The sequence below is a fragment of the Pseudomonas sp. GW821-FHT02C04 genome (assembly GCF_059421845.1).
This window is the reverse complement of sequence record NZ_JBWKVT010000012.1, coordinates 54,991-78,292: the sequence shown is the minus strand read 5'-3', so window position 1 is coordinate 78,292 and position 23,302 is coordinate 54,991. Positions and strand designations below refer to the sequence as shown.

At 58.3% G+C, this 23,302-nt stretch carries 22 protein-coding genes and 2 tRNA genes; 21 read left to right on the top strand and 3 right to left on the bottom strand.

Going from position 1 to position 23,302, the window contains the following annotated elements:
- Together AC07VV_RS29275 and AC07VV_RS29270 are read left to right on the top strand one after the other, a co-directional pair.
- Entirely contained in the window at positions 1–435 is a 435-nt protein-coding gene (locus AC07VV_RS29275) for a type II toxin-antitoxin system RatA family toxin (protein WP_016986510.1), read from the top strand.
- Positions 428–742, top strand: coding sequence for an RnfH family protein (locus AC07VV_RS29270; protein WP_495038218.1), 315 nt, complete (start codon positions 428–430; stop codon positions 740–742). The genes AC07VV_RS29275 and AC07VV_RS29270 overlap by 8 nt, the downstream gene beginning before the upstream one ends.
- A 60-nt stretch (positions 743–802) precedes the next feature.
- Here the strand turns inward: AC07VV_RS29270 and AC07VV_RS29265 are convergent, their stop codons facing one another.
- Positions 803–1,330: an outer membrane protein assembly factor BamE gene (locus AC07VV_RS29265; RefSeq protein WP_096818809.1), complete on the bottom strand. Its 528-nt coding sequence runs from the start codon at positions 1,328–1,330 to the stop codon at positions 803–805.
- Between the two features lie 97 nt (positions 1,331–1,427).
- Between AC07VV_RS29265 and fur the strand changes: the two genes are divergently transcribed.
- Positions 1,428–1,832 carry a ferric iron uptake transcriptional regulator gene (fur, locus tag AC07VV_RS29260; RefSeq protein WP_064119476.1) on the top strand — a complete coding sequence of 135 codons (405 nt, stop codon included), beginning with the start codon at positions 1,428–1,430 and terminating at the stop codon, positions 1,830–1,832.
- 75 nt (positions 1,833–1,907) lie between these two features.
- Here the strand turns inward: fur and recN are convergent, their stop codons facing one another.
- Positions 1,908–3,581, bottom strand: a complete 1,674-nt coding sequence (gene recN / locus AC07VV_RS29255; protein WP_495038217.1) for a DNA repair protein RecN — start codon at positions 3,579–3,581, stop codon at positions 1,908–1,910.
- Positions 3,582–3,821: 240 nt separating this feature from the next.
- Here recN and grpE point away from each other — a divergent pair, with 240 nt between their 5' ends.
- The 8 genes from grpE (at position 3,822) to AC07VV_RS29215 (ending at position 14,301) form a co-directional block, all read left to right on the top strand.
- A complete protein-coding gene (gene grpE, locus AC07VV_RS29250; RefSeq protein ID WP_495038216.1) occupies positions 3,822–4,391 on the top strand; it encodes a nucleotide exchange factor GrpE in 570 nt (189 codons plus the stop codon).
- Positions 4,392–4,493: 102 nt separating this feature from the next.
- On the top strand, positions 4,494–6,410 hold the full coding sequence (gene dnaK / locus AC07VV_RS29245) for a molecular chaperone DnaK (protein ID WP_495038215.1): 1,917 nt from the start codon (positions 4,494–4,496) through the stop codon (positions 6,408–6,410).
- Positions 6,411–6,706: 296 nt separating this feature from the next.
- On the top strand, positions 6,707–7,831 hold the full coding sequence (gene dnaJ, locus AC07VV_RS29240; RefSeq protein ID WP_249485688.1) for a molecular chaperone DnaJ: 1,125 nt from the start codon (positions 6,707–6,709) through the stop codon (positions 7,829–7,831).
- A 9-nt stretch (positions 7,832–7,840) separates the two neighbouring features.
- Complete coding sequence (gene dapB / locus AC07VV_RS29235) at positions 7,841–8,647, top strand: 4-hydroxy-tetrahydrodipicolinate reductase (protein ID WP_085729543.1); 807 nt, start codon at positions 7,841–7,843, stop codon at positions 8,645–8,647.
- Positions 8,648–8,904: 257 nt separating this feature from the next.
- Complete coding sequence (gene carA / locus AC07VV_RS29230) at positions 8,905–10,041, top strand: glutamine-hydrolyzing carbamoyl-phosphate synthase small subunit (protein WP_096818820.1); 1,137 nt, start codon at positions 8,905–8,907, stop codon at positions 10,039–10,041.
- A gap of 126 nt (positions 10,042–10,167) precedes the next feature.
- Positions 10,168–13,389: a carbamoyl-phosphate synthase large subunit gene (gene carB, locus AC07VV_RS29225; protein ID WP_096818824.1), complete on the top strand. Its 3,222-nt coding sequence runs from the start codon at positions 10,168–10,170 to the stop codon at positions 13,387–13,389.
- Between the two features lie 2 nt (positions 13,390–13,391).
- Positions 13,392–13,868 (top strand): transcription elongation factor GreA, encoded by a 477-nt coding sequence (greA, locus tag AC07VV_RS29220; RefSeq protein ID WP_096819323.1) that lies wholly within the window; start codon positions 13,392–13,394, stop codon positions 13,866–13,868.
- Positions 13,869–13,896: 28 nt separating this feature from the next.
- Entirely contained in the window at positions 13,897–14,301 is a 405-nt protein-coding gene (locus tag AC07VV_RS29215; RefSeq protein WP_495038214.1) for an MFS transporter, read from the top strand.
- A 9-nt stretch (positions 14,302–14,310) separates the two neighbouring features.
- On the opposite strand, the gene AC07VV_RS29210 is transcribed toward AC07VV_RS29215, so the two are convergent.
- Positions 14,311–14,619 (bottom strand): YhbY family RNA-binding protein, encoded by a 309-nt coding sequence (locus AC07VV_RS29210; protein WP_011332401.1) that lies wholly within the window; start codon positions 14,617–14,619, stop codon positions 14,311–14,313.
- A gap of 101 nt (positions 14,620–14,720) precedes the next feature.
- Here AC07VV_RS29210 and rlmE point away from each other — a divergent pair, with 101 nt between their 5' ends.
- The 10 genes from rlmE (at position 14,721) to nusA (ending at position 23,294) form a co-directional block, all read left to right on the top strand.
- The gene (rlmE, locus tag AC07VV_RS29205) at positions 14,721–15,350 is read left to right on the top strand and encodes a 23S rRNA (uridine(2552)-2'-O)-methyltransferase RlmE (protein ID WP_096818828.1); all 630 of its coding nucleotides are present in this window, start codon (positions 14,721–14,723) and stop codon (positions 15,348–15,350) included.
- Positions 15,351–15,552: 202 nt separating this feature from the next.
- On the top strand, positions 15,553–17,463 hold the full coding sequence (ftsH, locus tag AC07VV_RS29200; RefSeq protein WP_085711849.1) for an ATP-dependent zinc metalloprotease FtsH: 1,911 nt from the start codon (positions 15,553–15,555) through the stop codon (positions 17,461–17,463).
- Positions 17,464–17,471: 8 nt separating this feature from the next.
- On the top strand, positions 17,472–18,323 hold the full coding sequence (gene folP, locus AC07VV_RS29195) for a dihydropteroate synthase (protein ID WP_495038213.1): 852 nt from the start codon (positions 17,472–17,474) through the stop codon (positions 18,321–18,323).
- Between the two features lie 16 nt (positions 18,324–18,339).
- Entirely contained in the window at positions 18,340–19,677 is a 1,338-nt protein-coding gene (gene glmM / locus AC07VV_RS29190) for a phosphoglucosamine mutase (RefSeq protein ID WP_102619399.1), read from the top strand.
- Between the two features lie 65 nt (positions 19,678–19,742).
- The gene (gene tpiA, locus AC07VV_RS29185; protein WP_096818836.1) at positions 19,743–20,498 is read left to right on the top strand and encodes a triose-phosphate isomerase; all 756 of its coding nucleotides are present in this window, start codon (positions 19,743–19,745) and stop codon (positions 20,496–20,498) included.
- A gap of 4 nt (positions 20,499–20,502) precedes the next feature.
- Entirely contained in the window at positions 20,503–20,886 is a 384-nt protein-coding gene (secG, locus tag AC07VV_RS29180; RefSeq protein ID WP_011332406.1) for a preprotein translocase subunit SecG, read from the top strand.
- Between the two features lie 22 nt (positions 20,887–20,908).
- A tRNA-Leu gene (locus tag AC07VV_RS29175) sits at positions 20,909–20,994 on the top strand.
- 97 nt (positions 20,995–21,091) lie between these two features.
- A tRNA-Met gene (locus AC07VV_RS29170) sits at positions 21,092–21,168 on the top strand.
- A 138-nt stretch (positions 21,169–21,306) separates the two neighbouring features.
- Complete coding sequence (gene rimP, locus AC07VV_RS29165; RefSeq protein WP_039769696.1) at positions 21,307–21,765, top strand: ribosome maturation factor RimP; 459 nt, start codon at positions 21,307–21,309, stop codon at positions 21,763–21,765.
- A 47-nt stretch (positions 21,766–21,812) separates the two neighbouring features.
- Positions 21,813–23,294, top strand: a complete 1,482-nt coding sequence (gene nusA / locus AC07VV_RS29160; protein ID WP_003221546.1) for a transcription termination factor NusA — start codon at positions 21,813–21,815, stop codon at positions 23,292–23,294.
- Positions 23,295–23,302: the final 8 nt, after the last annotated feature.

The following is a 23,302-nucleotide window of genomic DNA, read 5'->3' as shown; positions in this document are numbered from 1 at the left end:
ATGACGACACATATTCAACGATCAGCGCTGCTGCCTTACCCGGCGCAATTTCTCTATGACCTGGTCAATGACGTGGCGCGTTATCCGGAGTTCCTGCCGTGGTGCTCGTCAGCAGAGGTCCTGGAAAGCTCGCCTGAACACATGCGCGCCAGCGTCGGTGTGGCCAAGGGCGGCCTCAGTCAGCACTTCGTGACACGCAATACCCTGGTGCCGGGACAATCGATCGAGATGAACCTCGAGGAAGGTCCGTTCAATCAGTTGCACGGTGTCTGGGTGTTCAAGGTGTTGAACGAGAAGGCCTGCAAGATCAGCCTCGATCTGTCCTTCGATTATGCCGGCCCGTTGGTGCGCGCCACGCTCGGGCCCCTGTTCAATCAGGCTGCCAATACGTTGGTGGATGCATTCTGCCAGCGCGCCAAGCAGATGCATGGTTGAGCCGGTGATCGAAATAGAAGTGGTGTACGCGGCGGTTGATCGTCAGGTGTTACGGACGATCAGCGTGGCGGAGGGTTCGACGGTCCGTGCTGCACTGTTGGCCAGCGGCATTGATGGCGACTTTCCTGAGCTGGATCTGGCCGGTTGTCCGGTCGGGATTTTCGGCAAAGTGATTGCTGATCCGGATGTGCGGGTTGTTCAGGCGGGGGATCGCCTCGAAATCTACCGACCACTGCTGGCCGATCCGAAAGAGGTGCGCCGATTGCGGGCCGCCAAGGCTGCCGAGGCTAAAGCCAGAAATCAGTGATGCGCCAATCTGCAGGCAATAAAAAACCCGGAATTTCCGGGTTTTTTATTGCGTCGCAAATTATTGCGGCGAGGTGTCCAGCGGCTCTGGTGTCGGAACCGGAACGGTTTCCACACCATCGACGTCCTTCTGGATCTGATCCAGCAAGGAACCTGGCTTGACCGGTTTTTCCGGTTTTGGCTTCTCGGCGTTTTCAGCAGGAGCGGTCACGTTAGTGCCACTTTCCTTGCCGAGAATGGCTTCGTCACGGCTCACGCCCGGCATGAAGTCACCGGACAGGCTGACAAGGCGGTCGTTAGAGTCGAAAATGACACTCATGCGTTCCTGCTGGCGTTCACCGCCACCAGGTTGCAGGCTGTACAGATAATCCCAGCGATTGGCATGGAACGTGTCGACAAGCAGAGGGTTGCCCATGATAAACCGTACTTGCGGCCGGGTCATTCCCGGGCGTAACTGGTCTATCATGTCCTGCGTGACGACATTGCCCTGCTGGATGTCGATTTTGTAAACCCCGGGGAATGAACAACCGGCGAGTGCGAGCAGTCCCACAAAGGTGAAACTGGTTAGCAAGAGCTTGGTGTTTTGCATCGGTGGGCGACTTCCACTATCTTGGCTGGGACAACGTAAACGCCGATCATACCCGCATTAAGAGAAGCTGCGAAGCAGCATCGCGAGAAAGCTGACCATGGTTGAAAATAGCGAACTACGCAAAGCCGGCCTCAAAGTGACCCTGCCACGGGTCAAGATCCTGCAAATGCTCGACTCTACCGAGCAGCGTCACATGAGTGCCGAGGACGTCTACAAGGCGTTGATGGAAGCTGGCGAGGACGTCGGTCTGGCCACGGTTTACCGTGTTCTGACCCAGTTCGAAGCGGCTGGCCTCGTGGTCCGTCATAACTTCGATGGCGGTCACGCGGTATTCGAATTGGCCGACGGTGGCCACCACGACCATATGGTCAACGTGGAAACCGGTGAGGTTGTCGAATTCGTCAGCATCGAAATCGAAAAGCTCCAGAAGGCAATTGCCGAAGAGCACGGTGTCGAGTTGGTAGATCACAACCTGGTGCTGTACGTGCGCAAGAAAAAGTAAGCATGTCGCGCGAATTTCAGGTTCGCGAAACGAACGAAGGCGACCCAAGGGTCGCCTTCGTGCTTTCTGTCGTGCTTAAACCTTTGCGGTAACGACCATCTTCTTGGCGTGCGCCAGAGACTCTTTGGTCAGATCAATGCCGCCGAGCATCCTCGCGACTTCTTCTATACGGTCATTTTTGCTCAGCTTCGAGACGGCGGTGTGCGTCGCCTGCTCGCCTCGCACCTTGTGCACGAATAAATGCTGATGCCCCTGGGCAGCCACTTGCGGCAAGTGCGTAACGGTCAGTACTTGTCCGCGTTCGCCCAGGCGCCGCAATAGCTGGCCGACAATCTCGGCAGTCGGACCGCCAATACCCACGTCCACTTCGTCGAACACCAACGTCGGCACACGTGAGGTCTGGGCGGTGATCACCTGAATCGCCAGACTGATCCGCGAGAGTTCACCGCCGGATGCCACTTTGGCCAAGGCTTTCAATGGTTGGCCGGGGTTGGCGCTGACCAGCAGTTCGACCTGTTCGAGGCCGTTGGGCAGGAGTTCACCGCTGGCGTTGGGGCGCAGTTCGATGGTGAAGCGCCCGCCAGGCATGCCGAGTCGTTGAATCTCTTGTTCGACTGCGCTGGCCAGACTACCCGCAGCCTGATGGCGCAGATCACTCAGTTCCCGGGCCTTTTCCTGGTAGTGACGTGCATACGATGCGAGCTCTTCGCCCAGGCGCTCGATGGATTCGTCGTTGGCATTGAGGGTTTCGATTTCATCCAGCAGCTTTTGCTGCATCTCGGCGACTTCGGTCGGCTGGATCCGGTGCTTGCGTGCCAGGGTGTAAATGGCGTCGAGGCGCTCTTCCAGATACTGCAGGCGCGCCGGATCGGCGTCGAAGTTGTCGAGGAAGCGGTTGAGCTCGCCGACAGCCTCTTCGACCTGGATCTGCGCGCTGGTCAGCAAACTGCTGGCTTCGCCCAGGGCGTCGATCGAGTTGTTCACGCTCGACAGGCGATTGAGGCTGGCGGTCAGTGCATTCAGCACATTGCCGGAATCACTTTCGCTGCACTGCTCGACCACTTGCCGGCAGATGCCCAGCAGGGTTTCGGCGTTGGTCAGGTTCTTGTGTTCCTGCTCCAGATCTTCCAGCTCGTTCTCGCCGAGGCCGAGATTTTCCAGTTCTTCGAGCTGATAGCTGAGCAGTTGATGGCGTGCGCGTTGTTCGTCGCCGGAGTTGGACAGGCGCTCCAGCTCCAGGCGGGTCTGGCGCCAGCGCTGGGCGGCCAGTTGTACTTGTCGGGCCAGATCGGTGGCGCCGGCGTACTCGTCGAGCAGGCGGCGGTGGGTGTCCGTCTTGAGCAGGGATTGGTGTTCGTGCTGGCTGTGGATGTCGATCAACAGCTCGCCGAGGGCTTTGAGGTCGCCGAGCGGGCAGGGCGTGCCATTGATATAGCCACGGGAGCGGCCTTCCGAGGTGATGACCCGGCGCAGAATGCACGGGCCGTCGATTTCCAGGTCGCGCTCGGCCAGCCAGGCGCTGGCTTCGGGAATGTCGACCAGGTCGAAGGTTGCCAGGATATCGGCCTTGTCGGCGCCCGGGCGAACCACGCCGCTGTCGGCGCGATCGCCAAGGGTCAGGCCCAGCGCGTCGAGCATGATCGATTTGCCGGCGCCGGTTTCCCCGGTAATCACGCTCATCCCGCGATCGAGTTCGAGATCGAGATGTTCAACGATGGCGTAGTTGTGTACGGACAGGTGCACCAGCATAAGGGCCGCTCCCAGGCTTTAGGTCTGGTTATTTATACAGTGTTTTGTTTCGGCCTGACAATGCCCTCGCTTAGCTCGATTGGCTTGATCCGATCAAATGCTTATCGCGCCCGGGAATGACAATGCAGCACTTTTTTGTAGGGTTAATCATTGTCAGCCCTTGAAGCCTGATTTTGCGGCCCCATATACCGGGGCAGAAGCGCGAGTCGAGCTCGCGGACGTTATTGAAAGGAGAATTCTATGGCTGACGAACAGACAGTAGATACGCAAAAAGCAGAAGCCAATCAGGCGCCCGAGACAGCGGGTGATGACCTGGCGACCCGTGTACAAGTGCTCGAAGAGCAATTGGCCGCCGCGCAGGATCAATCTCTGCGCGTAGCTGCCGATCTGCAGAACGTCCGCCGCCGTGCCGAGCAGGACGTCGAAAAGGCTCACAAGTTTGCGCTGGAAAAATTCGCCGGCGACCTGCTGCCGATCGTCGACAGCCTGGAACGCGGCCTTGAGCTGTCGAACCCGGACGACGAAAGCATCCGTCCGATGCGCGAAGGCATCGAGCTGACCCTGAAAATGTTCCACGACACCCTTTCGCGCTATCAGCTTGTGGCTGTCGCACCGCAGGAAGGTGAGCCGTTCAACGCTGTTCAGCATCAGGCGATGGCCATGCAGGAAAGCGCAGATGTGGAACCGAACAGCGTATTGAAGGTTTTCCAGAAGGGCTACCAGCTCAATGGTCGCCTGCTGCGTCCGGCGATGGTCGTGGTCAGCAAGGCACCGGCGCCAGTTTCGCCTTCGATTGACGAGAAGGCTTGAAATTAGCCGCAAGGCCCCCATTTAGAAGTCAAGCGTTTAAGTGCTACCGCAGTTGGCCACAACCACTGCGGCAACCAAATCCAAAGTTTCGGGAGAGTTAACATGGGCAAAATTATCGGTATCGACCTGGGGACTACCAACTCCTGCGTCTCCATTCTTGAAAACGGCGTAGCCAAAGTTATTGAAAACGCCGAAGGCGCGCGTACCACGCCGTCGATCATTGCTTACGCCAACGATGGCGAAATCCTGGTCGGCCAGTCCGCCAAGCGTCAGGCAGTGACCAACCCGCACAACACCCTGTACGCGGTAAAGCGTCTGATCGGTCGTCGCTTCGAAGAAGAAGTCGTACAGAAAGACATTCAGATGGTGCCTTACAAGATCGCCAAGGCTGACAACGGCGACGCCTGGGTTGAAGTGAACGGCCAGAAAATGGCACCGCCACAAATCTCGGCTGAAATTCTGAAGAAGATGAAGAAGACCGCCGAAGACTACCTCGGCGAAGCAGTGACTGAAGCGGTGATCACCGTTCCGGCCTACTTCAACGACAGTCAGCGTCAGGCGACCAAAGACGCCGGCCGCATCGCGGGTCTGGACGTAAAACGTATCATCAACGAACCAACCGCAGCCGCTCTGGCTTACGGTATGGACAAGGCCAAGGGCGATCACACCGTGATCGTTTACGACCTGGGTGGCGGTACTTTCGACGTATCCGTGATCGAAATCGCTGAAGTTGACGGCGAGCACCAGTTCGAAGTGTTGGCCACCAACGGTGACACGTTCCTGGGCGGTGAAGACTTCGACATTCGTCTGATCGACTACCTCGTTGACGAATTCAAGAAAGAAAGCGGCATGAACCTTAAGGGTGACCCGCTGGCCATGCAGCGCCTGAAAGAAGCTGCCGAGAAGGCCAAGATCGAGCTGTCGTCCGCTCAGTCGACCGACGTGAACCTGCCGTACATCACTGCAGACGCCACCGGTCCTAAGCACCTGAACGTGAAAATCTCGCGTGCCAAGCTCGAAGCACTGGTTGAAGACCTGGTTCAGCGCACCATCGAGCCTTGCCGTATCGCCATGAAAGACGCCGGTCTCGACGTTGGCGCGATCAACGACGTGATCCTGGTCGGCGGTCAGACCCGTATGCCGCTGGTACAGAAACTGGTTACCGATTTCTTCGGTAAAGAAGCTCGTAAAGACGTCAACCCGGACGAAGCCGTTGCCATGGGTGCTGCCATCCAGGGTGCCGTTCTGGCTGGTGACGTGAAAGACGTTCTGCTGCTCGACGTCAGCCCGCTGACCCTGGGTATCGAAACCATGGGCGGCGTGATGACCGCGCTGATCGAGAAAAACACCACGATTCCTACCAAGAAATCGCAAGTGTTCTCGACTGCCGACGACAACCAGGGCGCCGTGACCATTCACGTCCTGCAAGGCGAGCGCAAGCAAGCCGCACAGAACAAGTCCCTGGGCAAGTTTGACCTGGCCGAGATTCCACCAGCGCCACGCGGTGTGCCACAGATCGAAGTGACCTTCGACATCGACGCCAACGGCATCCTGCACGTCGGCGCGAAAGACAAGGCGACTGGCAAAGAGCAGAAGATCACCATCAAGGCCAACTCCGGTCTGTCGGATGAAGAAATCCAGAAGATGGTGCGCGACGCCGAGCTGAACGCTGAGGAAGACCGCAAGTTCGAAGAACTGGCCGGTGCCCGTAACCAGGGTGACGCGCTGGTTCACTCGACTCGCAAGATGGTCACCGACGCTGGCGACAAAGTGACTGCAGAAGAGAAAACTGCAATCGAAGCGGCCGTGGTTGCCCTGGAAGCTGCCGTCAAAGGCGACGACAAGGCTGCCATCGAAGCGAAGATCGAAGAGCTGTCGAAAGTCTCCGCGCCGGTTGCCCAGAAGATGTACGCCGAACAGGCTCAGCCTGCCGAAGGCGCGGCTCCGCACGCAGAGAAAGCTGAAAAGGCTGACGATGTTGTCGATGCCGAGTTCGAAGAAGTCAAAGACCACAAGTAAGTTGTTGGTCGGCCGGTTGACTGCCTTTGGGCACTGACTGGTAGGATGTCGCCGCGCGGGAGCTTGCTCCCGCGTTGGCGTATCTGGAATACGCGAATTTTTACAGCATGCGACAAGCTTCGTGTGTTGGTGGCATGGCCGGAAATGCTCCTGCTTTTCGCGCTGCAAGTGCCGCATGAATCAAAGACCAGGATCGTTGAATTGACGTGAGTTGGGTCCGGGCCTGTATTGGGGCTCAACGAGTTTGGCGAAGCTCAGGAGGGGTTTGCCGAACGTCCTTAAGAGTGCAAAGACTTATGGCAAAGCGTGACTATTACGAAGTGTTGGGTGTTGAGCGTGGCTCAAGCGACGCAGACCTGAAGAAGGCCTATCGCCGTCTGGCGATGAAGCATCACCCGGACCGTAATCCCGATGACAAAGCGTCGGAAGAACTGTTCAAAGAGGCCAACGAGGCCTACGAAGTATTGTCCGATTCCAGCAAGCGTGCGGCGTACGATCAGTACGGCCATGCCGGCGTCGACCCGAGCATGGGTGGCGGCGGTGCCGGTTTCGGCGGTCAGAACTTCTCCGATATTTTCGGTGATGTATTCAGTGACTTCTTTGGTGGCGGTCGCGGTGGTTCCCGTGGCGGCGCCCAGCGTGGCAGCGACTTGCGCTACACCCTGGAGCTGAACCTGGAAGAAGCGGTGCGCGGTACGACCGTGAATATCCGCGTTCCGACGCTGGTCAACTGCAAGCCATGCGATGGTTCGGGCGCCAAGAAAGGTTCGTCGCCATCGACGTGCCCGACGTGCGGCGGCATCGGCCAGGTGCGCATGCAGCAAGGCTTCTTCTCCGTACAGCAGACCTGCCCGCGTTGCCATGGTCAGGGCAAGATCATTTCCGACCCGTGCGACTCCTGCCACGGTGACGGTCGCGTCGAAGAATACAAAACCCTCTCCGTCAAAGTGCCAGCCGGCGTTGATACCGGTGACCGCATTCGTCTGTCCGGCGAAGGCGAGGCGGGTACTCAGGGTGGGCCGACTGGCGACCTTTATGTTGTGATCAATGTGCGCGAGCACGCGATCTTCCAGCGTGACGGCAAGCATCTGTTCTGCGAAGTGCCGATCAGCTTTGTCGATGCGGCGCTGGGTGGCGAGCTGGAAATTCCGACCCTCGACGGTCGCGTCAAGCTGAAGATCCCTGAGGGGACTCAGACCGGCAAGCAATTCCGCGTGCGTGGTAAAGGTGTGGCGCCGGTGCGTGGTGGCGGTGCAGGTGATCTGATGTGCCGTGTAGCGGTCGAGACCCCGGTCAACCTGAATCGTCGTCAGCGTGAATTGCTTGAAGAGTTCCGCAGCTCTCTTGCGGACGACAACAGCCATTCACCAAAAACCACCGGTTGGTTCGATGGCGTGAAGCGCTTCTTCGGCGATCTGTAAGGAGTCGGCATGCGACGTATAGCTGTGATGGGCGCCGCCGGGCGCATGGGCAAGATTCTGGTCGAGGCCGTGCAACAGCGCGCGCCGCTGACCGGTTTGACGGCCGCCATTGTCCGCCCTGGCAGTACGCTGATCGGGGTGGATGCCGGTGAGCTGGCCTCGCTTGGGCGAATCGGCGTGCCGCTGTCCGGGAATCTGGAGTCGGTCGCGGAAGAGTTCGACGTGTTGATCGACTTCACCCTGCCGGAAGTCATGCTGAAAAACCTGGCGTTCTGCCGCAAGGCCGGTAAAGCCATGGTGATCGGCACCACCGGTCTGGATGCTGCCCAGAAGCAGCTGCTGGCCGAAGCGGGCAAGGATATTCCGATCGTGTTCGCCGCCAACTTCAGCGTTGGCGTCAACCTGTCGCTGAAATTGCTCGACATGGCGGCTCGCGTGCTGGGTGATGACGCGGACATCGAAATCATCGAGGCTCATCACCGTCACAAGATCGATGCGCCATCGGGCACCGCTCTGCGCATGGGCGAGGTGATCGCCAGTGCGCTGGATCGCGATCTGCAGAAGGTTGCGGTCTATGGTCGTGAAGGTCACACCGGTGTGCGTGAGCGTGAAACCATCGGTTTCGCCACTGTTCGCGGTGGTGATGTGGTGGGCGATCACACGGTGTTGTTCGCCTGTGAAGGCGAGCGTCTGGAGATCACGCACAAGGCTTCGAGCCGCATGACGTTCGCCAAGGGCGCGGTGCGTGCAGCGTTGTGGCTGGATGCTCGCGAACCCGGTCTTTACGACATGCAGGACGTGCTCGACCTGCGTTGAGCCTTGTTTGAATCCGGCGCAAACGCCCTGTTTGTGCCGGTTTTACTCCGCCCAGCGACGCCCTGTCGCATTCTCCGGCCTTTCAGGCTCATTGGCGGTAGACCAAAAATCCCTTTTTCTGTAAGCTACAGCTTTAGTGTGTCCACTAAAAGCGCGCAGAATAATTCAGTGAAGAAGCGGGGTGACGTGTCCATACGTCACTCCGCTTTTTTACAACCTGCGATTGCCCTTTCATGCGTTATTTACGGGAGGTCTTCTTGACTAAGCCAGCCATACTCGCCCTTGCTGATGGCAGCATTTTTCGCGGCGAAGCCATTGGAGCCGACGGTCAGACCGTTGGTGAGGTGGTGTTCAACACCGCAATGACCGGCTATCAGGAAATCCTTACCGATCCTTCCTACGCCCAACAGATCGTTACCCTGACTTACCCGCACATCGGCAACACCGGCACCACGCCGGAAGACGCCGAGTCCGACCGCGTCTGGTCCGCTGGCCTGGTCATCCGTGACCTGCCGCTGGTAGCGAGCAACTGGCGTAACACGATGTCCCTGTCCGACTACCTGAAAGCCAACAATGTTGTGGCGATCGCCGGTATCGACACCCGTCGCCTGACCCGCATCCTGCGTGAAAAAGGCGCACAGAACGGCTGCATCATGGCCGGCGACAACATCTCCGAAGCCGCTGCCATTGCCGCCGCACAAGGCTTCCCGGGCCTGAAGGGCATGGACCTGGCGAAAGTCGTCAGCACCAAGACCCAGTACGAATGGCGCTCCACTGTCTGGGATCTGAAAACCGACAGCCACGCGACCATCGAAGCCTCCGAGCTGCCTTACCACGTGGTTGCCTACGACTACGGCGTCAAGGTCAACATCCTGCGCATGCTGGTCGAGCGCGGCTGCCGCGTCACCGTAGTGCCGGCGCAAACCCCGGCTGCCGACGTACTGGCCCTGAAGCCGGACGGCGTGTTCCTGTCCAACGGCCCTGGTGACCCGGAGCCTTGCGACTACGCGATCAAGGCAATCAAGGAAGTGCTGGAAACCGAAATTCCGGTCTTCGGCATCTGCCTCGGCCACCAGCTGCTGGCTCTGGCCTCCGGCGCCAAGACCCTGAAAATGGGTCACGGCCACCACGGTGCCAACCACCCGGTACAGGATCTGGACACGGGCGTCGTGATGATCACCAGCCAGAACCACGGTTTTGCGGTTGACGAAGCGACCCTGCCAGCCAACGTCCGCGCGATCCACAAATCGCTGTTCGACGGCACCCTGCAAGGTATCGAGCGCACCGACAAGAGCGCGTTCAGCTTCCAGGGTCACCCTGAAGCGAGCCCGGGCCCGAACGATGTGGCGCCACTGTTTGACCGCTTCATCAACGAGATGGCCAAGCGACGCTAAGCGTTCGCCTTGAGACTGTAGCGAGAAGCCCCTCGAGGGTGGCCCCGAAACCGGCGGCCCCCTCGGGACTTCAGAAATCGATCAAGACGGCTTGCCGACTGACCTGCGGATTTGAGTGACAAACCCATGCCAAAACGTACAGACATTAAAAGCATCCTGATTCTCGGCGCTGGCCCGATCGTTATCGGCCAGGCCTGCGAATTCGACTACTCCGGCGCCCAGGCCTGCAAAGCCCTGCGCGAAGAGGGTTACCGCGTCATCCTGGTGAACTCCAACCCGGCCACCATCATGACCGACCCGGACATGGCCGACGCCACCTACATCGAGCCGATCAAGTGGCAGACCGTTGCCAAGATCATCGAAAAAGAGCGTCCGGATGCGGTGCTGCCAACCATGGGCGGCCAGACCGCTCTGAACTGCGCCCTGGACTTGGAGCGCGAAGGCGTTCTGGAGAAGTTCGGCGTGGAAATGATCGGCGCCAACGCCGACACCATCGACAAGGCTGAAGACCGTTCGCGTTTCGACAAGGCGATGAAGTCCATCGGCCTGGAATGCCCGCGTTCCGGTATCGCCCACAGCATGGAAGAAGCCAACGCGGTGCTCGAGCGCCTGGGCTTCCCGTGCATCATCCGTCCGTCCTTCACTATGGGCGGTACTGGTGGCGGTATCGCTTACAACCGTGAAGAGTTCGAAGAAATCTGCGCCCGTGGTCTGGACCTGTCGCCGACCAAGGAACTGCTGATCGACGAATCGCTGATCGGCTGGAAAGAATATGAAATGGAAGTTGTCCGCGACAAAAAGGACAACTGCATCATCGTCTGCTCGATCGAAAACTTCGACCCGATGGGCGTGCACACCGGTGACTCGATCACCGTGGCTCCAGCCCAGACCCTGACCGACAAGGAATACCAGATCCTGCGTAACGCCTCGCTGGCGGTACTGCGCGAGATCGGCGTCGAGACCGGCGGTTCCAACGTTCAGTTCGGCATCTGCCCGGACACCGGCCGCATGGTCGTGATCGAAATGAACCCGCGTGTATCGCGTTCGTCGGCCCTGGCTTCGAAAGCCACCGGTTTCCCGATCGCCAAGGTCGCAGCCAAACTGGCAGTCGGCTATACCCTCGACGAGCTGTCGAACGACATCACCGGCGGCAAGACCCCGGCGTCCTTCGAGCCTTCCATCGACTACGTCGTGACCAAGCTGCCGCGCTTCGCCTTCGAGAAGTTCGCCAACGCTGACGCTCGCCTGACCACTCAAATGAAGTCGGTAGGCGAAGTCATGGCCATCGGCCGTACCTTCCAGGAATCCCTGCAGAAAGCCCTGCGCGGTCTGGAAGTGGGCGTTTGCGGTCTGGACGAGAAAGTCGACCTGAGCAATCCGGAAAGCATGAGCGTGCTCAAGCGCGAGCTGACTGTTCCGGGCGCCGAGCGTATCTGGTACGTGGCGGACGCTTTCCGCGCCGGCATGACCGTCGAAGAAATCTTCGGCATGAACATGATCGACCCGTGGTTCCTGGTGCAGATCGAAGATCTGATCAAGGACGAAGAGAAGGTCAAGACCCTCGGTCTGTCCGCTATCGACCGCGACCTGATGTTCAAGCTCAAGCGCAAAGGCTTCTCCGATCAGCGTCTGGCCAAGTTGCTGGGCGTCACCGAGAAGAACCTGCGCACTCACCGTCAAAAACTGGAAGTGTTCCCGGTCTACAAGCGCGTCGACACCTGCGCCGCCGAGTTCGCCACCGACACCGCTTACCTGTACTCGACTTACGAGGAAGAGTGCGAAGCAGCGCCGTCCGGTCGCGACAAGATCATGATTCTGGGTGGCGGTCCGAACCGTATCGGCCAGGGCATCGAGTTTGACTACTGCTGCGTACACGCCGCTCTCGCACTGCGCGAAGACGGCTACGAAACCATCATGGTCAACTGCAACCCGGAAACCGTTTCCACTGACTACGACACTTCCGACCGTCTGTACTTCGAGCCGGTGACCCTGGAAGACGTGCTGGAAATCTGCCGCGTCGAGAAGCCGAAAGGCGTGATCGTCCAGTACGGTGGCCAGACCCCTCTGAAACTGGCTCGCGCCCTTGAAGCGGCCGGCGTGCCGATTATCGGCACCAGCCCTGACGCCATTGACCGTGCCGAAGACCGTGAGCGCTTCCAGCAGATGGTTGAGCGTCTGAACCTGCGTCAGCCGCCAAACGCTACCGTGCGCAGCGAAGACGAAGCTGTTCGCGCTGCCGCGAAGATCGGTTACCCGCTGGTGGTGCGTCCGTCCTACGTGCTGGGCGGCCGGGCGATGGAAATCGTCTACAAGGAAGAAGAACTCAAGCGTTACCTGCGTGACGCGGTGCAAGTGTCGAACGACAGCCCGGTGCTGCTCGACCACTTCCTCAACTGCGCCATCGAAATGGACGTGGATGCGGTCTGCGACGGCAAGGATGTCGTGATCGGCGCGATCATGCAGCACATCGAACAGGCGGGCGTTCACTCCGGTGACTCCGCGTGCTCGCTGCCGCCGTACTCGCTGCCGGCGCACATCCAGGACGAGATGCGCGAACAGGTCAAGAAAATGGCCCTGGAACTGGGCGTGGTCGGCCTGATGAACGTTCAGTTGGCGCTGCAAGGCGAAGACATCTACGTCATCGAAGTCAACCCGCGTGCTTCCCGTACCGTGCCGTTCGTATCGAAGTGCATCGGTGTTTCCCTGGCGATGATTGCTGCCCGTGTAATGGCCGGCAAGACCCTGAAGGAAATCGGCTTCACCAAGGAAATCATCCCGAATTTCTACAGCGTGAAAGAGGCGGTGTTCCCGTTCGCCAAATTCCCTGGCGTGGACCCGATCCTCGGCCCAGAGATGAAGTCCACCGGTGAAGTGATGGGCGTCGGCGATACCTTCGGCGAAGCCTTTGCCAAAGCCCAGATGGGCGCGAGCGAAGTGCTGCCGACCGGCGGTACCGCATTCATCAGCGTACGTGATGACGACAAGCCGCTGGTTGCGGGCGTGGCCCGTGATCTGATCAACTTGGGCTTCGAAGTGGTCGCTACTGCCGGCACTGCCAAGCTGATTGAGGCCGCAGGTCTGAAAGTGCGTCGCGTGAACAAGGTGACCGAGGGTCGTCCGCACGTGGTCGACATGATCAAGAATGACGAAGTCACCCTGATCATCAACACCACCGAAGGTCGTCAGTCGATCGCCGACTCTTATTCCATTCGCCGCAACGCCCTGCAGCACAAGATTTACTGCACCACCACCATTGCTGCTGGCGAAGCCATCTGCGAAGCGCTGAAGTTCGGTCCCGAGAAGACCGTACGCCGCTTGCAGGATCTACACGCAGGATTGAAGGCATGAGCATAACCAAGTACCCGATGACTGTTCAGGGCGCTCGCGCCCTGGAAGAAGAACATACTCACCTGACCAAGGTCGTTCGTCCGAAGCTCAGCCAGGACATCGGTACGGCCCGCGAGTTGGGTGACTTGAAGGAAAACGCCGAATACCATGCTGCCCGCGAACAGCAGGGCATGGTCGAGGCGCGCATCCGTGATATCGAAGGCCGGATCCAGAATCAGGTCGTCATTGATGTCACGACCATTCCTCACACAGGCAAAGTGATTTTCGGCACCACTGTTGAAATCGCCAACGTCGAGACTGATGAAAGCGTCACTTACCACATCGTTGGTGAGGATGAAGCAGACTTCAAGCTCGGCAAGATTTCGGTCGGTTCGCCTCTGGCCCGTGCCCTGATCGGCAAGGAAGAGGGTGACGTTGTTGCCGTGAAAACGCCTGGTGGCGTTATCGAGTACGAGATTGTCGAAGTCCGTCACATCTGAAACAGGGCGCCCGCTGCATGCGGGCGCCATGCTCTGGCAGCTGACCCAGATGTTGTGGGTCGGCGGATTATGGCTGGTGCACCTTGGTCTGCGGCCGGTGCTGGGCAAGATTGGCCTGGCGCCGCTGCTGATCGACGAAGTCGCCAGTGCGTTTGAAGTGCCGGTGGTGGGTTTTGCTGCCGCGTGCGTGATTTTTCAGGCTTTGGTGCTGGTACAGGCCGAGGGCCTTGCCAGTCTATGGCGGGATTTTCGCGGGCAAGTGCTGCTGATGGCGTTGTATGCGAGTGCGATGTATGTCGCAGTGCGTGTCGGCTGGCCGGATGCGCAGCGCTGGCAGGTGTTCAGCTATCTTGTTCTGGGTTTTTCCGGGTTGGTGCTGGTGTTGCAACCGGTGCCGGGATGGAGTGGCAGGGTGCGCGAAGCACACCCTTGACCCTTGCCATCACTTGAAGCGATGGACGTTCGACAGCTGCTTGTTGACGCTGAAGTTCTTGCGGTAAATCAGTGCCATCTTGCCGATGACCTGAACCAGATCGGCCTTGCCGACCTTGCACAGCTCTGCAACGGACGCCAGGCGTGCTTCGCGATCGAGGATGTTGAGCTTGATCTTGATCAGTTCGTGATCCGCCAATGCGCGTTCGAGTTCGGCTAAAACACCCTCAGTCAAACCGTTGTCAGCCACCGTCAAAACTGGTTTCAGGTGGTGACCGATGGATTTGTACTGTTTCTTCTGCTCTGGAGTGAGCGGCATAATCTGACCCTTTCGTCTGGATTCTGTAAAATGGCGGCCATTTTACCCGAGGGCTCGTGGATCCGCCCAATTAATCACGACCCTAATCAACGAGGTGCCCAATGGCGCGTTCCAAGACAAGCCTTGGTTGGCTGAAACGACATGTCAACGATCCCTATGTGAAGCAAGCGCAGAAGGATGGCTACCGCTCGCGTGCGAGTTACAAACTTCTGGAGATCCAGGAGAAATACAAGCTGATCCGTCCGGGCATGAGCGTCGTCGACCTCGGCGCGGCACCTGGTGGCTGGTCGCAGGTCACCAGTCGGCTGATCGGTGGTCAGGGGCGACTGATCGCCTCGGACATCCTGGAAATGGACAGCATTCCGGACGTGACTTTCATCCAGGGTGACTTCACCGAGGACGCAGTGCTCGCTCAGATCCTTGAGGCTGTGGGTAATTCGCAGGTGGACCTTGTGATTTCCGATATGGCCCCCAATATGAGTGGTACGCCTGAAGTGGATATGCCAAAAGCCATGTTCCTTTGCGAGCTGGCGCTTGATCTGGCGGAGCGGATACTCAAGCCGGGTGGCAATTTCGTGATCAAGATTTTTCAGGGCGAAGGGTTTGATGTTTACCTGAAGGATGCTCGCAAGAAGTTCGACAAGATCCAGATGATCAAGCCGGACTCTTCCCGTGGCAGCTCCCGAGAGCAATATATGCTGGCTTGGGGCTATCGCGGCCGTAGCGAGTAAAACGAGGTTTTTTGGCGGGGTGATAGGTTTTTCGTATTTCGCCCCGCGCGCATAAGCGAATATTGTGTAGAAAGTGTTTCACAAAGGGTTACAGACGGCGCCTGCCAGAGCTGTAGGTAATGTAGTAAGTTAGGCCGGTGAATATCATGCGAAGCGCGCGCCAGTAGCGGAGCTTGCTTCAGAGGGTAGTTAATTGAACGATATGGCAAAGAATCTGATCCTGTGGTTGATCATCGCGGCTGTCCTGGTGACGGTGATGAACAACTTCTCCAGCCCTAACGAGCCGCAGACCCTCAACTATTCCGACTTCATCCAGCAGGTCAAGGATGGCAAGGTCGAGCGCGTAGCGGTTGATGGCTACGTGATTACCGGCAAGCGCAATGATGGCGACAGCTTCAAGACCATTCGTCCGGCAATTCAGGACAATGGCCTGATCGGCGACCTGGTCGACAACCACGTCGTGGTCGAAGGCAAGCAGCCTGAGCAGCAAAGCATCTGGACCCAGCTTCTGGTGGCCAGCTTCCCGATCCTGGTGATCATCGCGGTGTTCATGTTCTTCATGCGCCAGATGCAGGGTGGTGCCGGTGGCAAGGGCGGGCCGATGAGCTTTGGCAAGAGCAAGGCGCGCCTGCTGTCCGAAGACCAGGTGAAAACCACCCTGGCTGACGTTGCCGGTTGCGACGAAGCCAAGGAAGAGGTCGGCGAGCTCGTCGAGTTCCTGCGTGATCCGGGCAAGTTCCAGCGTCTGGGTGGTCGCATTCCTCGCGGTGTTCTGATGGTCGGTCCTCCGGGTACCGGTAAAACCTTGCTGGCCAAGGCGATTGCCGGCGAAGCCAAAGTGCCGTTCTTCACCATTTCCGGTTCCGACTTCGTCGAAATGTTCGTCGGTGTCGGCGCCAGCCGCGTTCGCGATATGTTCGAACAGGCGAAGAAACACGCACCTTGCATTATCTTCATCGACGAGATCGACGCCGTTGGTCGCCATCGTGGCGCTGGCATGGGTGGTGGTCACGACGAGCGTGAGCAGACTCTCAACCAGTTGCTGGTCGAGATGGACGGCTTCGAAATGAATGACGGCATCATCGTCATCGCTGCAACCAACCGTCCTGACGTACTGGACCCTGCTTTGCTGCGTCCGGGTCGTTTCGACCGTCAGGTGGTGGTCGGTCTGCCGGATATCCGTGGTCGCGAACAGATCCTCAAAGTGCACATGCGTAAAGTGCCGATGGGTGATGACGTTGCTCCAGCTGTTATCGCTCGTGGTACTCCGGGCTTCTCCGGTGCTGACCTTGCGAACCTGGTCAACGAGGCTTCGCTGTTTGCTGCCCGTGCCGGCAAGCGCATTGTCGAGATGAAGGAATTCGAACTGGCCAAAGACAAGATCATGATGGGTGCCGAGCGCAAATCCATGGTCATGTCCGAGAAAGAGAAGCAGAACACGGCTTATCACGAAGCCGGTCACGCCATTGTCGGTCGCGTCGTGCCTGAGCATGATCCGGTCTACAAGGTGTCGATCATCCCGCGCGGTCGTGCGCTGGGTGTGACCATGTTCCTGCCGGAAGAAGATCGCTACAGCCTGTCCAAGCGTGCGTTGATCAGTCAGATCTGCTCGCTGTACGGCGGTCGTATCGCTGAAGAAATGACCCTGGGCTTCGACGGTGTGACTACCGGCGCCTCCAACGACATCATGCGTGCCAGCCAGATTGCGCGAAACATGGTGACCAAGTGGGGGCTGTCTGAAAAACTCGGTCCGTTGATGTATGCGGAAGAAGAGGGTGAGGTGTTCCTGGGTCGTGGTGGCGGTGGTCAGAACGCCAGCTTCTCGGGTGAAACCGCGAAGTTGATCGATTCGGAAGTGCGCAGCATCATCGATCAGTGCTACGGCACCGCCAAACAGATCCTTACGGACAACCGTGACAAGCTCGATGCCATGGCTGATGCCCTGATGAAGTACGAGACGATCGATGCCGAACAGATCGACGACATAATGGCGGGTCGCACGCCACGCGAACCTCGCGACTGGTCGGGTGGCACCGGTACTGGCACGCCTCCTCCGGTGGTTCAGGATGAGCGTCCGGAAACACCGATTGGCGGTCCGGCTGCTGACGTTTAAGGTTTGAAATGACTTCTGTACAGTCCCTGACCCGGTTGCCTTGCGGCAACCGGGTTCTTGATTTGGCCCGGACGCATGTCATGGGCATTCTCAATGTCACTCCCGATTCCTTCTCCGATGGCGGCCGATACAGTCAGCTTGATGCGGCCCTGCGTCATGCCGAGGCGATGGTGCTGGCCGGTGCGACGCTGATTGATGTCGGCGGAGAGTCCACGCGGCCTGGTGCGCGAGCGGTTTCACCGATCGAGGAGCTGGAGCGTGTAGCGCCAATCGTGGAGCTGATCAATCGCGAGCTGGATGTGATCATCTCTGTCGATACCTCGACTCCAGCCGTCATGCGGGAAACTGCACGCCTGGGTGCCGGGTTGATCAACGACGTGCGATCGCTACGCCGTGACGGTGCGCTGGATGCCGCTGCGGCCACGGGGTTGCCGGTCTGTCTGATGCATATGCTGGGTGAGCCCGGTGACATGCAGGACAATCCGCAATATCAGGATGTCACCCGTGAAGTGGGTGAATTTCTCGCCGAGCGTATGGAGCGATGCGCATCGGCTGGCATACCTGCGGAGCGGATCATTCTCGATCCTGGCTTCGGTTTCGCCAAAACCCTGCAGCACAATCTAAGCTTGTTCAGGCATATGGATGCCCTTCATGCATTGGGGCGACCTCTGTTGGTCGGCGTCTCGCGAAAAAGCATGATCGGGCAGGCACTGAATCGCCCTGTGGGCGAGCGCCTGTATGGTGGTTTGGCCCTGGCTGCACTGGCGTCCGTCAAAGGCGCGCGTATATTGCGCGTCCATGATGTGGCAGAGACGGTGGATGTCGTGCGGATGATCGCGGCCGTAGAATCAGCCGAATAAGAATGATGGAGCACTTATGAGCAAGAAATACTTTGGTACCGACGGTATTCGTGGTCGCGTCGGTGAGTACCCGATTACTCCGGATTTCATGCTCAAGCTTGGCTGGGCAGCAGGGATGGCATTCCGAAAAATGGGCGCCTGCAAGGTGCTCGTTGGCAAGGACACACGAATTTCCGGTTATATGTTCGAGTCGGCTCTGGAAGCTGGCCTCACATCGGCAGGTGCCGACGTGATGCTGCTCGGGCCGATGCCGACGCCTGCTATCGCTTACCTGTCGCGCACATTCCAGGCTGAGGCCGGTATCGTGATCAGTGCTTCGCACAATCCTCACGACGATAACGGCATCAAGTTTTTCTCCGGTCGCGGCACCAAGTTGCCGGATGAGCTGGAGCTGATGATCGAAGAGCTGCTCGATACTCCAATGACAGTCGTCGAGTCGAGCAAGATCGGCAAGGTCTCGCGAATCAACGATGCGTCCGGCCGATACATCGAGTTCTGCAAGAGCAGCGTCCCGACCAACACCAGTTTTGCCGGTCTCAAGATCGTGATCGACTGCGCGCACGGAGCAACCTACAAGGTCGCGCCGAGCGTCTTCCGTGAGTTGGGTGCCGAGGTTGTGGTGTTGTCCGCCCAGCCCAACGGCCTGAACATCAACGACAACTGTGGCTCGACGCACATGGGGCCGCTGCAGGCGGCGGTGCTTTCCGAGCACGCCGACCTGGGTATCGCTTTCGATGGTGATGGCGACCGGGTGTTGATGGTTGATCATACCGGTGCGGTTGTTGATGGCGATGAGCTGATTTTCATCATCGCGCGCGATCTGCATGAGCGCGGCAAGTTGCAGGGGGGCGTGGTCGGTACGCTGATGAGCAACCTGGGTCTGGAGTTGGCCCTGGCAGATCTGGGTATCCCTTTTGTGCGTGCAAATGTCGGCGACCGTTATGTGATTGCAGAGTTGCTGGAGCGCGATTGGCTGGTCGGTGGTGAGAACTCCGGGCATGTCGTCTGCTTCAATCACACCACAACGGGTGATGCGATCATCGCGGCGTTGCAGGTGTTGATGGCACTGAAAACCCGCAACGAAGGTCTGGCGCAAACCCGCCAGGCGCTGCGCAAGTGCCCTCAGGTGCTGATCAATGTGCGTTTTGGCGGCGGCGACAGTCCGCTCGACCACCCGGCTGTCAAGGAAGCCAGCAAGCGTGTAACCGAGGCGATGGCGGGTCGTGGCCGTGTGCTTCTGCGCAAGTCCGGGACAGAGCCTCTGGTGCGTGTCATGGTCGAGGGCGAGGATGAAGCGCAGGTTCGCAGCTATGCCGAAGAACTGGCAAAACTGGTAACTGAAGTTTCTGCCTGATACGGCTTGCCAGCCATGATTGTGTTGGGTAACATCTGCGCCCACTTTGACCGACGAGGTACAGCATGCGTCGCCCTATGGTAGCTGGTAACTGGAAGATGCACGGTACCCGCGCCAGCGTCGCTGAGCTGATCAACGGCCTTCGTCATCTGGCCTTGCCAAGCGGTGTTGATGTCGCGGTATTCCCGCCTTGTCTGCATATCAATCAAGTGATTGATGGCTTGAAAGGAAAGTCGATTTCGGTCGGCGCGCAGAACTCTGCGGTGGAATCGATGCAAGGTGCATTGACCGGTGAAGTTGCACCGAGTCAGTTGGTGGATGCAGGTTGTTCCCTGGTGCTTGTCGGGCACTCCGAACGCCGCCAGATCATGGGCGAGCGAGACGGGATGCTGAATCGCAAGTTCGCAGCGGCACAGGCATGTGGCTTGATTCCGGTGTTGTGTGTGGGGGAGACCCTGGAGCAGCGCGAAGCTGGAAAAACTCTTGAGGTTGTCGGGCGTCAGCTGGGCAGTATCATAGAGGAGCTGGGTGTCGGTGCTTTTGCCAATGCAGTGATCGCTTACGAGCCGGTCTGGGCCATTGGTACCGGGCTGACTGCAACGCCGCAACAGGCTCAGGATGTGCATAAAGCCATTCGCGAGCAGTTGGCGGCAGAGAATTCTGAAGTCGCGCGAGGTGTGCGGCTTCTATACGGCGGCAGCGTGAAGGCGGCCAATGCGGTCGAACTGTTCGGCATGCCGGATATCGATGGGGGGCTCATTGGTGGAGCTTCCCTGAATGCAGATGAGTTCGGTGCGATCTGTCGCGCCGCGGGAAACTGAAAAAATGCTGGAAACAGTCGTAGTCGTTTTTCATCTGCTGGGTGCATTGGGCGTAGTAGCTCTGGTTTTGCTGCAGCAGGGTAAGGGTGCGGACGCTGGCGCGTCTTTCGGAGCAGGTGCTTCAAATACTGTGTTCGGAAGCCAAGGTTCCTCTACCTTTCTTAGTAAGTTTACTGCTATACTTGCCGCCGGTTTCTTCATAACCAGCTTGGGGTTAGGATACTTTGCTAAAGAGAAGGCTCATCAGCTGACTCAAGCAGGTTTGCCAAACCCGGCAGTGTTGGAAGTTCCAAAGCAACAACCGGCTTCTGATGATGTCCCGGTGCTTCAAGAGCAAAAGTCGGCTACTCCAGCGACTGACGTGCCTCCAGCTCAAGAGCAGAAGTAAGAAGGGTTTCAAACGTAGTATTGCCGAGGTGGTGGAATTGGTAGACACGCAACCTTGAGGTGGTTGTGCCCATAGGGTGTAGGGGTTCGAGTCCCCTTCTCGGTACCAATTAGTCAGGAGAGCCCGCTGTTGCGGGCTTTCTTGCAGGTGGAAGGTTACATTGACCCTACTGGGGATCGGTCGTATACTTCCGCCCCAGCTTTGTCGCGGGGTGGAGCAGTCTGGTAGCTCGTCGGGCTCATAACCCGAAGGTCGTCGGTTCAAATCCGGCCCCCGCAACCAGTTTAAGGAGCCCCTTTTAAGGGGCTTTTTGTTAGCTGGACACTTTCAACGCCGCTGTTCGACGGCGTTTCAAGGATGGGCGTTTCGCCCATTTTTTTATTTTGCATAGCATGCACATACATGCACGAGGGGGTTCAGGTGTCGAGCAAGCTAGAAGAGTTGCAGGCCTTGCTGGCCCCGGTGGTCGTGGCCCTAGGCTATGAATGCTGGGGTATTGAGTTTTCGGCTCAAGGTCGCCACTCAATGTTGCGCGTTTATATCGATAAGGAAGGCGGCGTACTGGTGGACGATTGCGCCATCGTCAGCCGTCAGATCAGCGGTGTGCTGGATGTTGAAGATCCGATATCCGTTGAATACACCCTTGAAGTTTCCTCGCCAGGCATGGAACGCCCACTGTTCACTCTTGAGCAGTTTGCCAAATATGTCGGTGAACAAGTGAAGATCAAGCTGCGCTCGCCTTTTGAAGGACGACGCAACTTTCAGGGCCTTCTGCGCGGTGTAGAAGAACAGGATGTCGTGGTGCAGGTAGATGACCATGAATTCCTGTTGCCGATCGATATGATCGACAAGGCCAACATTATTCCCAGTTTTGACTGAGACGCGGATCCCGCGGATCCAATGGCTTGCGAAAGGCGAGGCGTACGATGAGCAAAGAAGTACTGCTGGTTGTTGAGTCGGTATCCAATGAAAAGGGCGTACCGGCAAGCGTAATTTTTGAAGCGCTGGAGCTGGCTCTGGCCACTGCTACCAAAAAGCGTTTTGAAGACGAAGTTGATCTGCGTGTGGAAATCAACCGCCACACCGGTTCTTACGAAACTTTCCGTCGCTGGACGGTCGTCGAAGAGAATGATCTCGATGATCCGGCCATCGAAACCTGGCCAAGCAAGGTTGCTGAAACGCATCCTGGCGCCAAGGTTGGTGACGTCGTCGAAGAAAAGATCGAATCCATCGAATTCGGCCGCATTGCTGCGCAGACCGCCAAGCAGGTCATCGTGCAGAAAGTGCGCGAAGCCGAGCGCGCTCAAGTGGTTGACGCTTATCGCGAGCGCCTGGGAGAAATCATCTCTGGCACCGTGAAAAAAGTGACCCGCGACAACGTGATCGTCGACCTGGGTAATAACGCTGAAGCGTTGCTGGCCCGTGAAGACATCATCTCTCGCGAAACCTTCCGTGTTGGCGTGCGTCTGCGTGCGCTGCTCAAGGAAATCCGCACCGAGAACCGTGGCCCTCAGCTGATCCTGTCGCGTACCGCGCCGGAAATGCTGATCGAGCTGTTCCGTATCGAAGTGCCGGAAATCGCTGAAGGCCTCATCGAAGTCATGGCCGCTTCCCGTGATCCGGGTTCGCGCGCCAAGATCGCTGTCCGCTCCAAGGACAAACGCATCGACCCGCAGGGCGCGTGCATCGGTATGCGCGGTTCGCGCGTCCAGGCCGTGTCGGGCGAGTTGGGTGGCGAGCGTGTCGATATCGTCCTGTGGGACGACAACCCGGCGCAGTTCGTGATCAATGCCATGTCGCCGGCAGAAGTGGCGGCCATCATCGTTGACGAAGATGCCCACGCCATGGACATCGCCGTTGGCGCAGACAATCTGGCTCAGGCCATCGGTCGTGGTGGTCAGAACGTGCGTCTGGCGAGCCAGCTGACTGGCTGGACCCTGAACGTGATGACCGAATCGGACATCCAGGCTAAGCAACAAGCGGAAACCGGCGACATCCTGCGCAACTTCATCGACGAGCTGGAAGTCGACGAAGAACTGGCTCAGGTGCTGGTTGACGAAGGCTTCACCAGCCTGGAAGAGATTGCCTACGTACCGTTGGAAGAAATGCTCAACATCGACGGCTTTGACGAAGACATCGTCAACGAGCTTCGTGCTCGTGCCAAGGATCGCTTGTTGACCAAAGCCATCGCTACTGAGGAAAAGCTGGCAGACGCCCATCCGGCCGAAGACCTGCTCTCGCTTGAGGGTATGGACAAGGATTTGGCGATGGAACTGGCGGTGCGCGGCGTAATTACCCGCGAAGACCTGGCCGAGCAGTCTATTGACGACCTGCTCGACATCGACGGCATTGACGATGATCGTGCCGGCAAGTTGATCATGGCCGCCCGAGCCCACTGGTTCGAGTAATTAGGCGC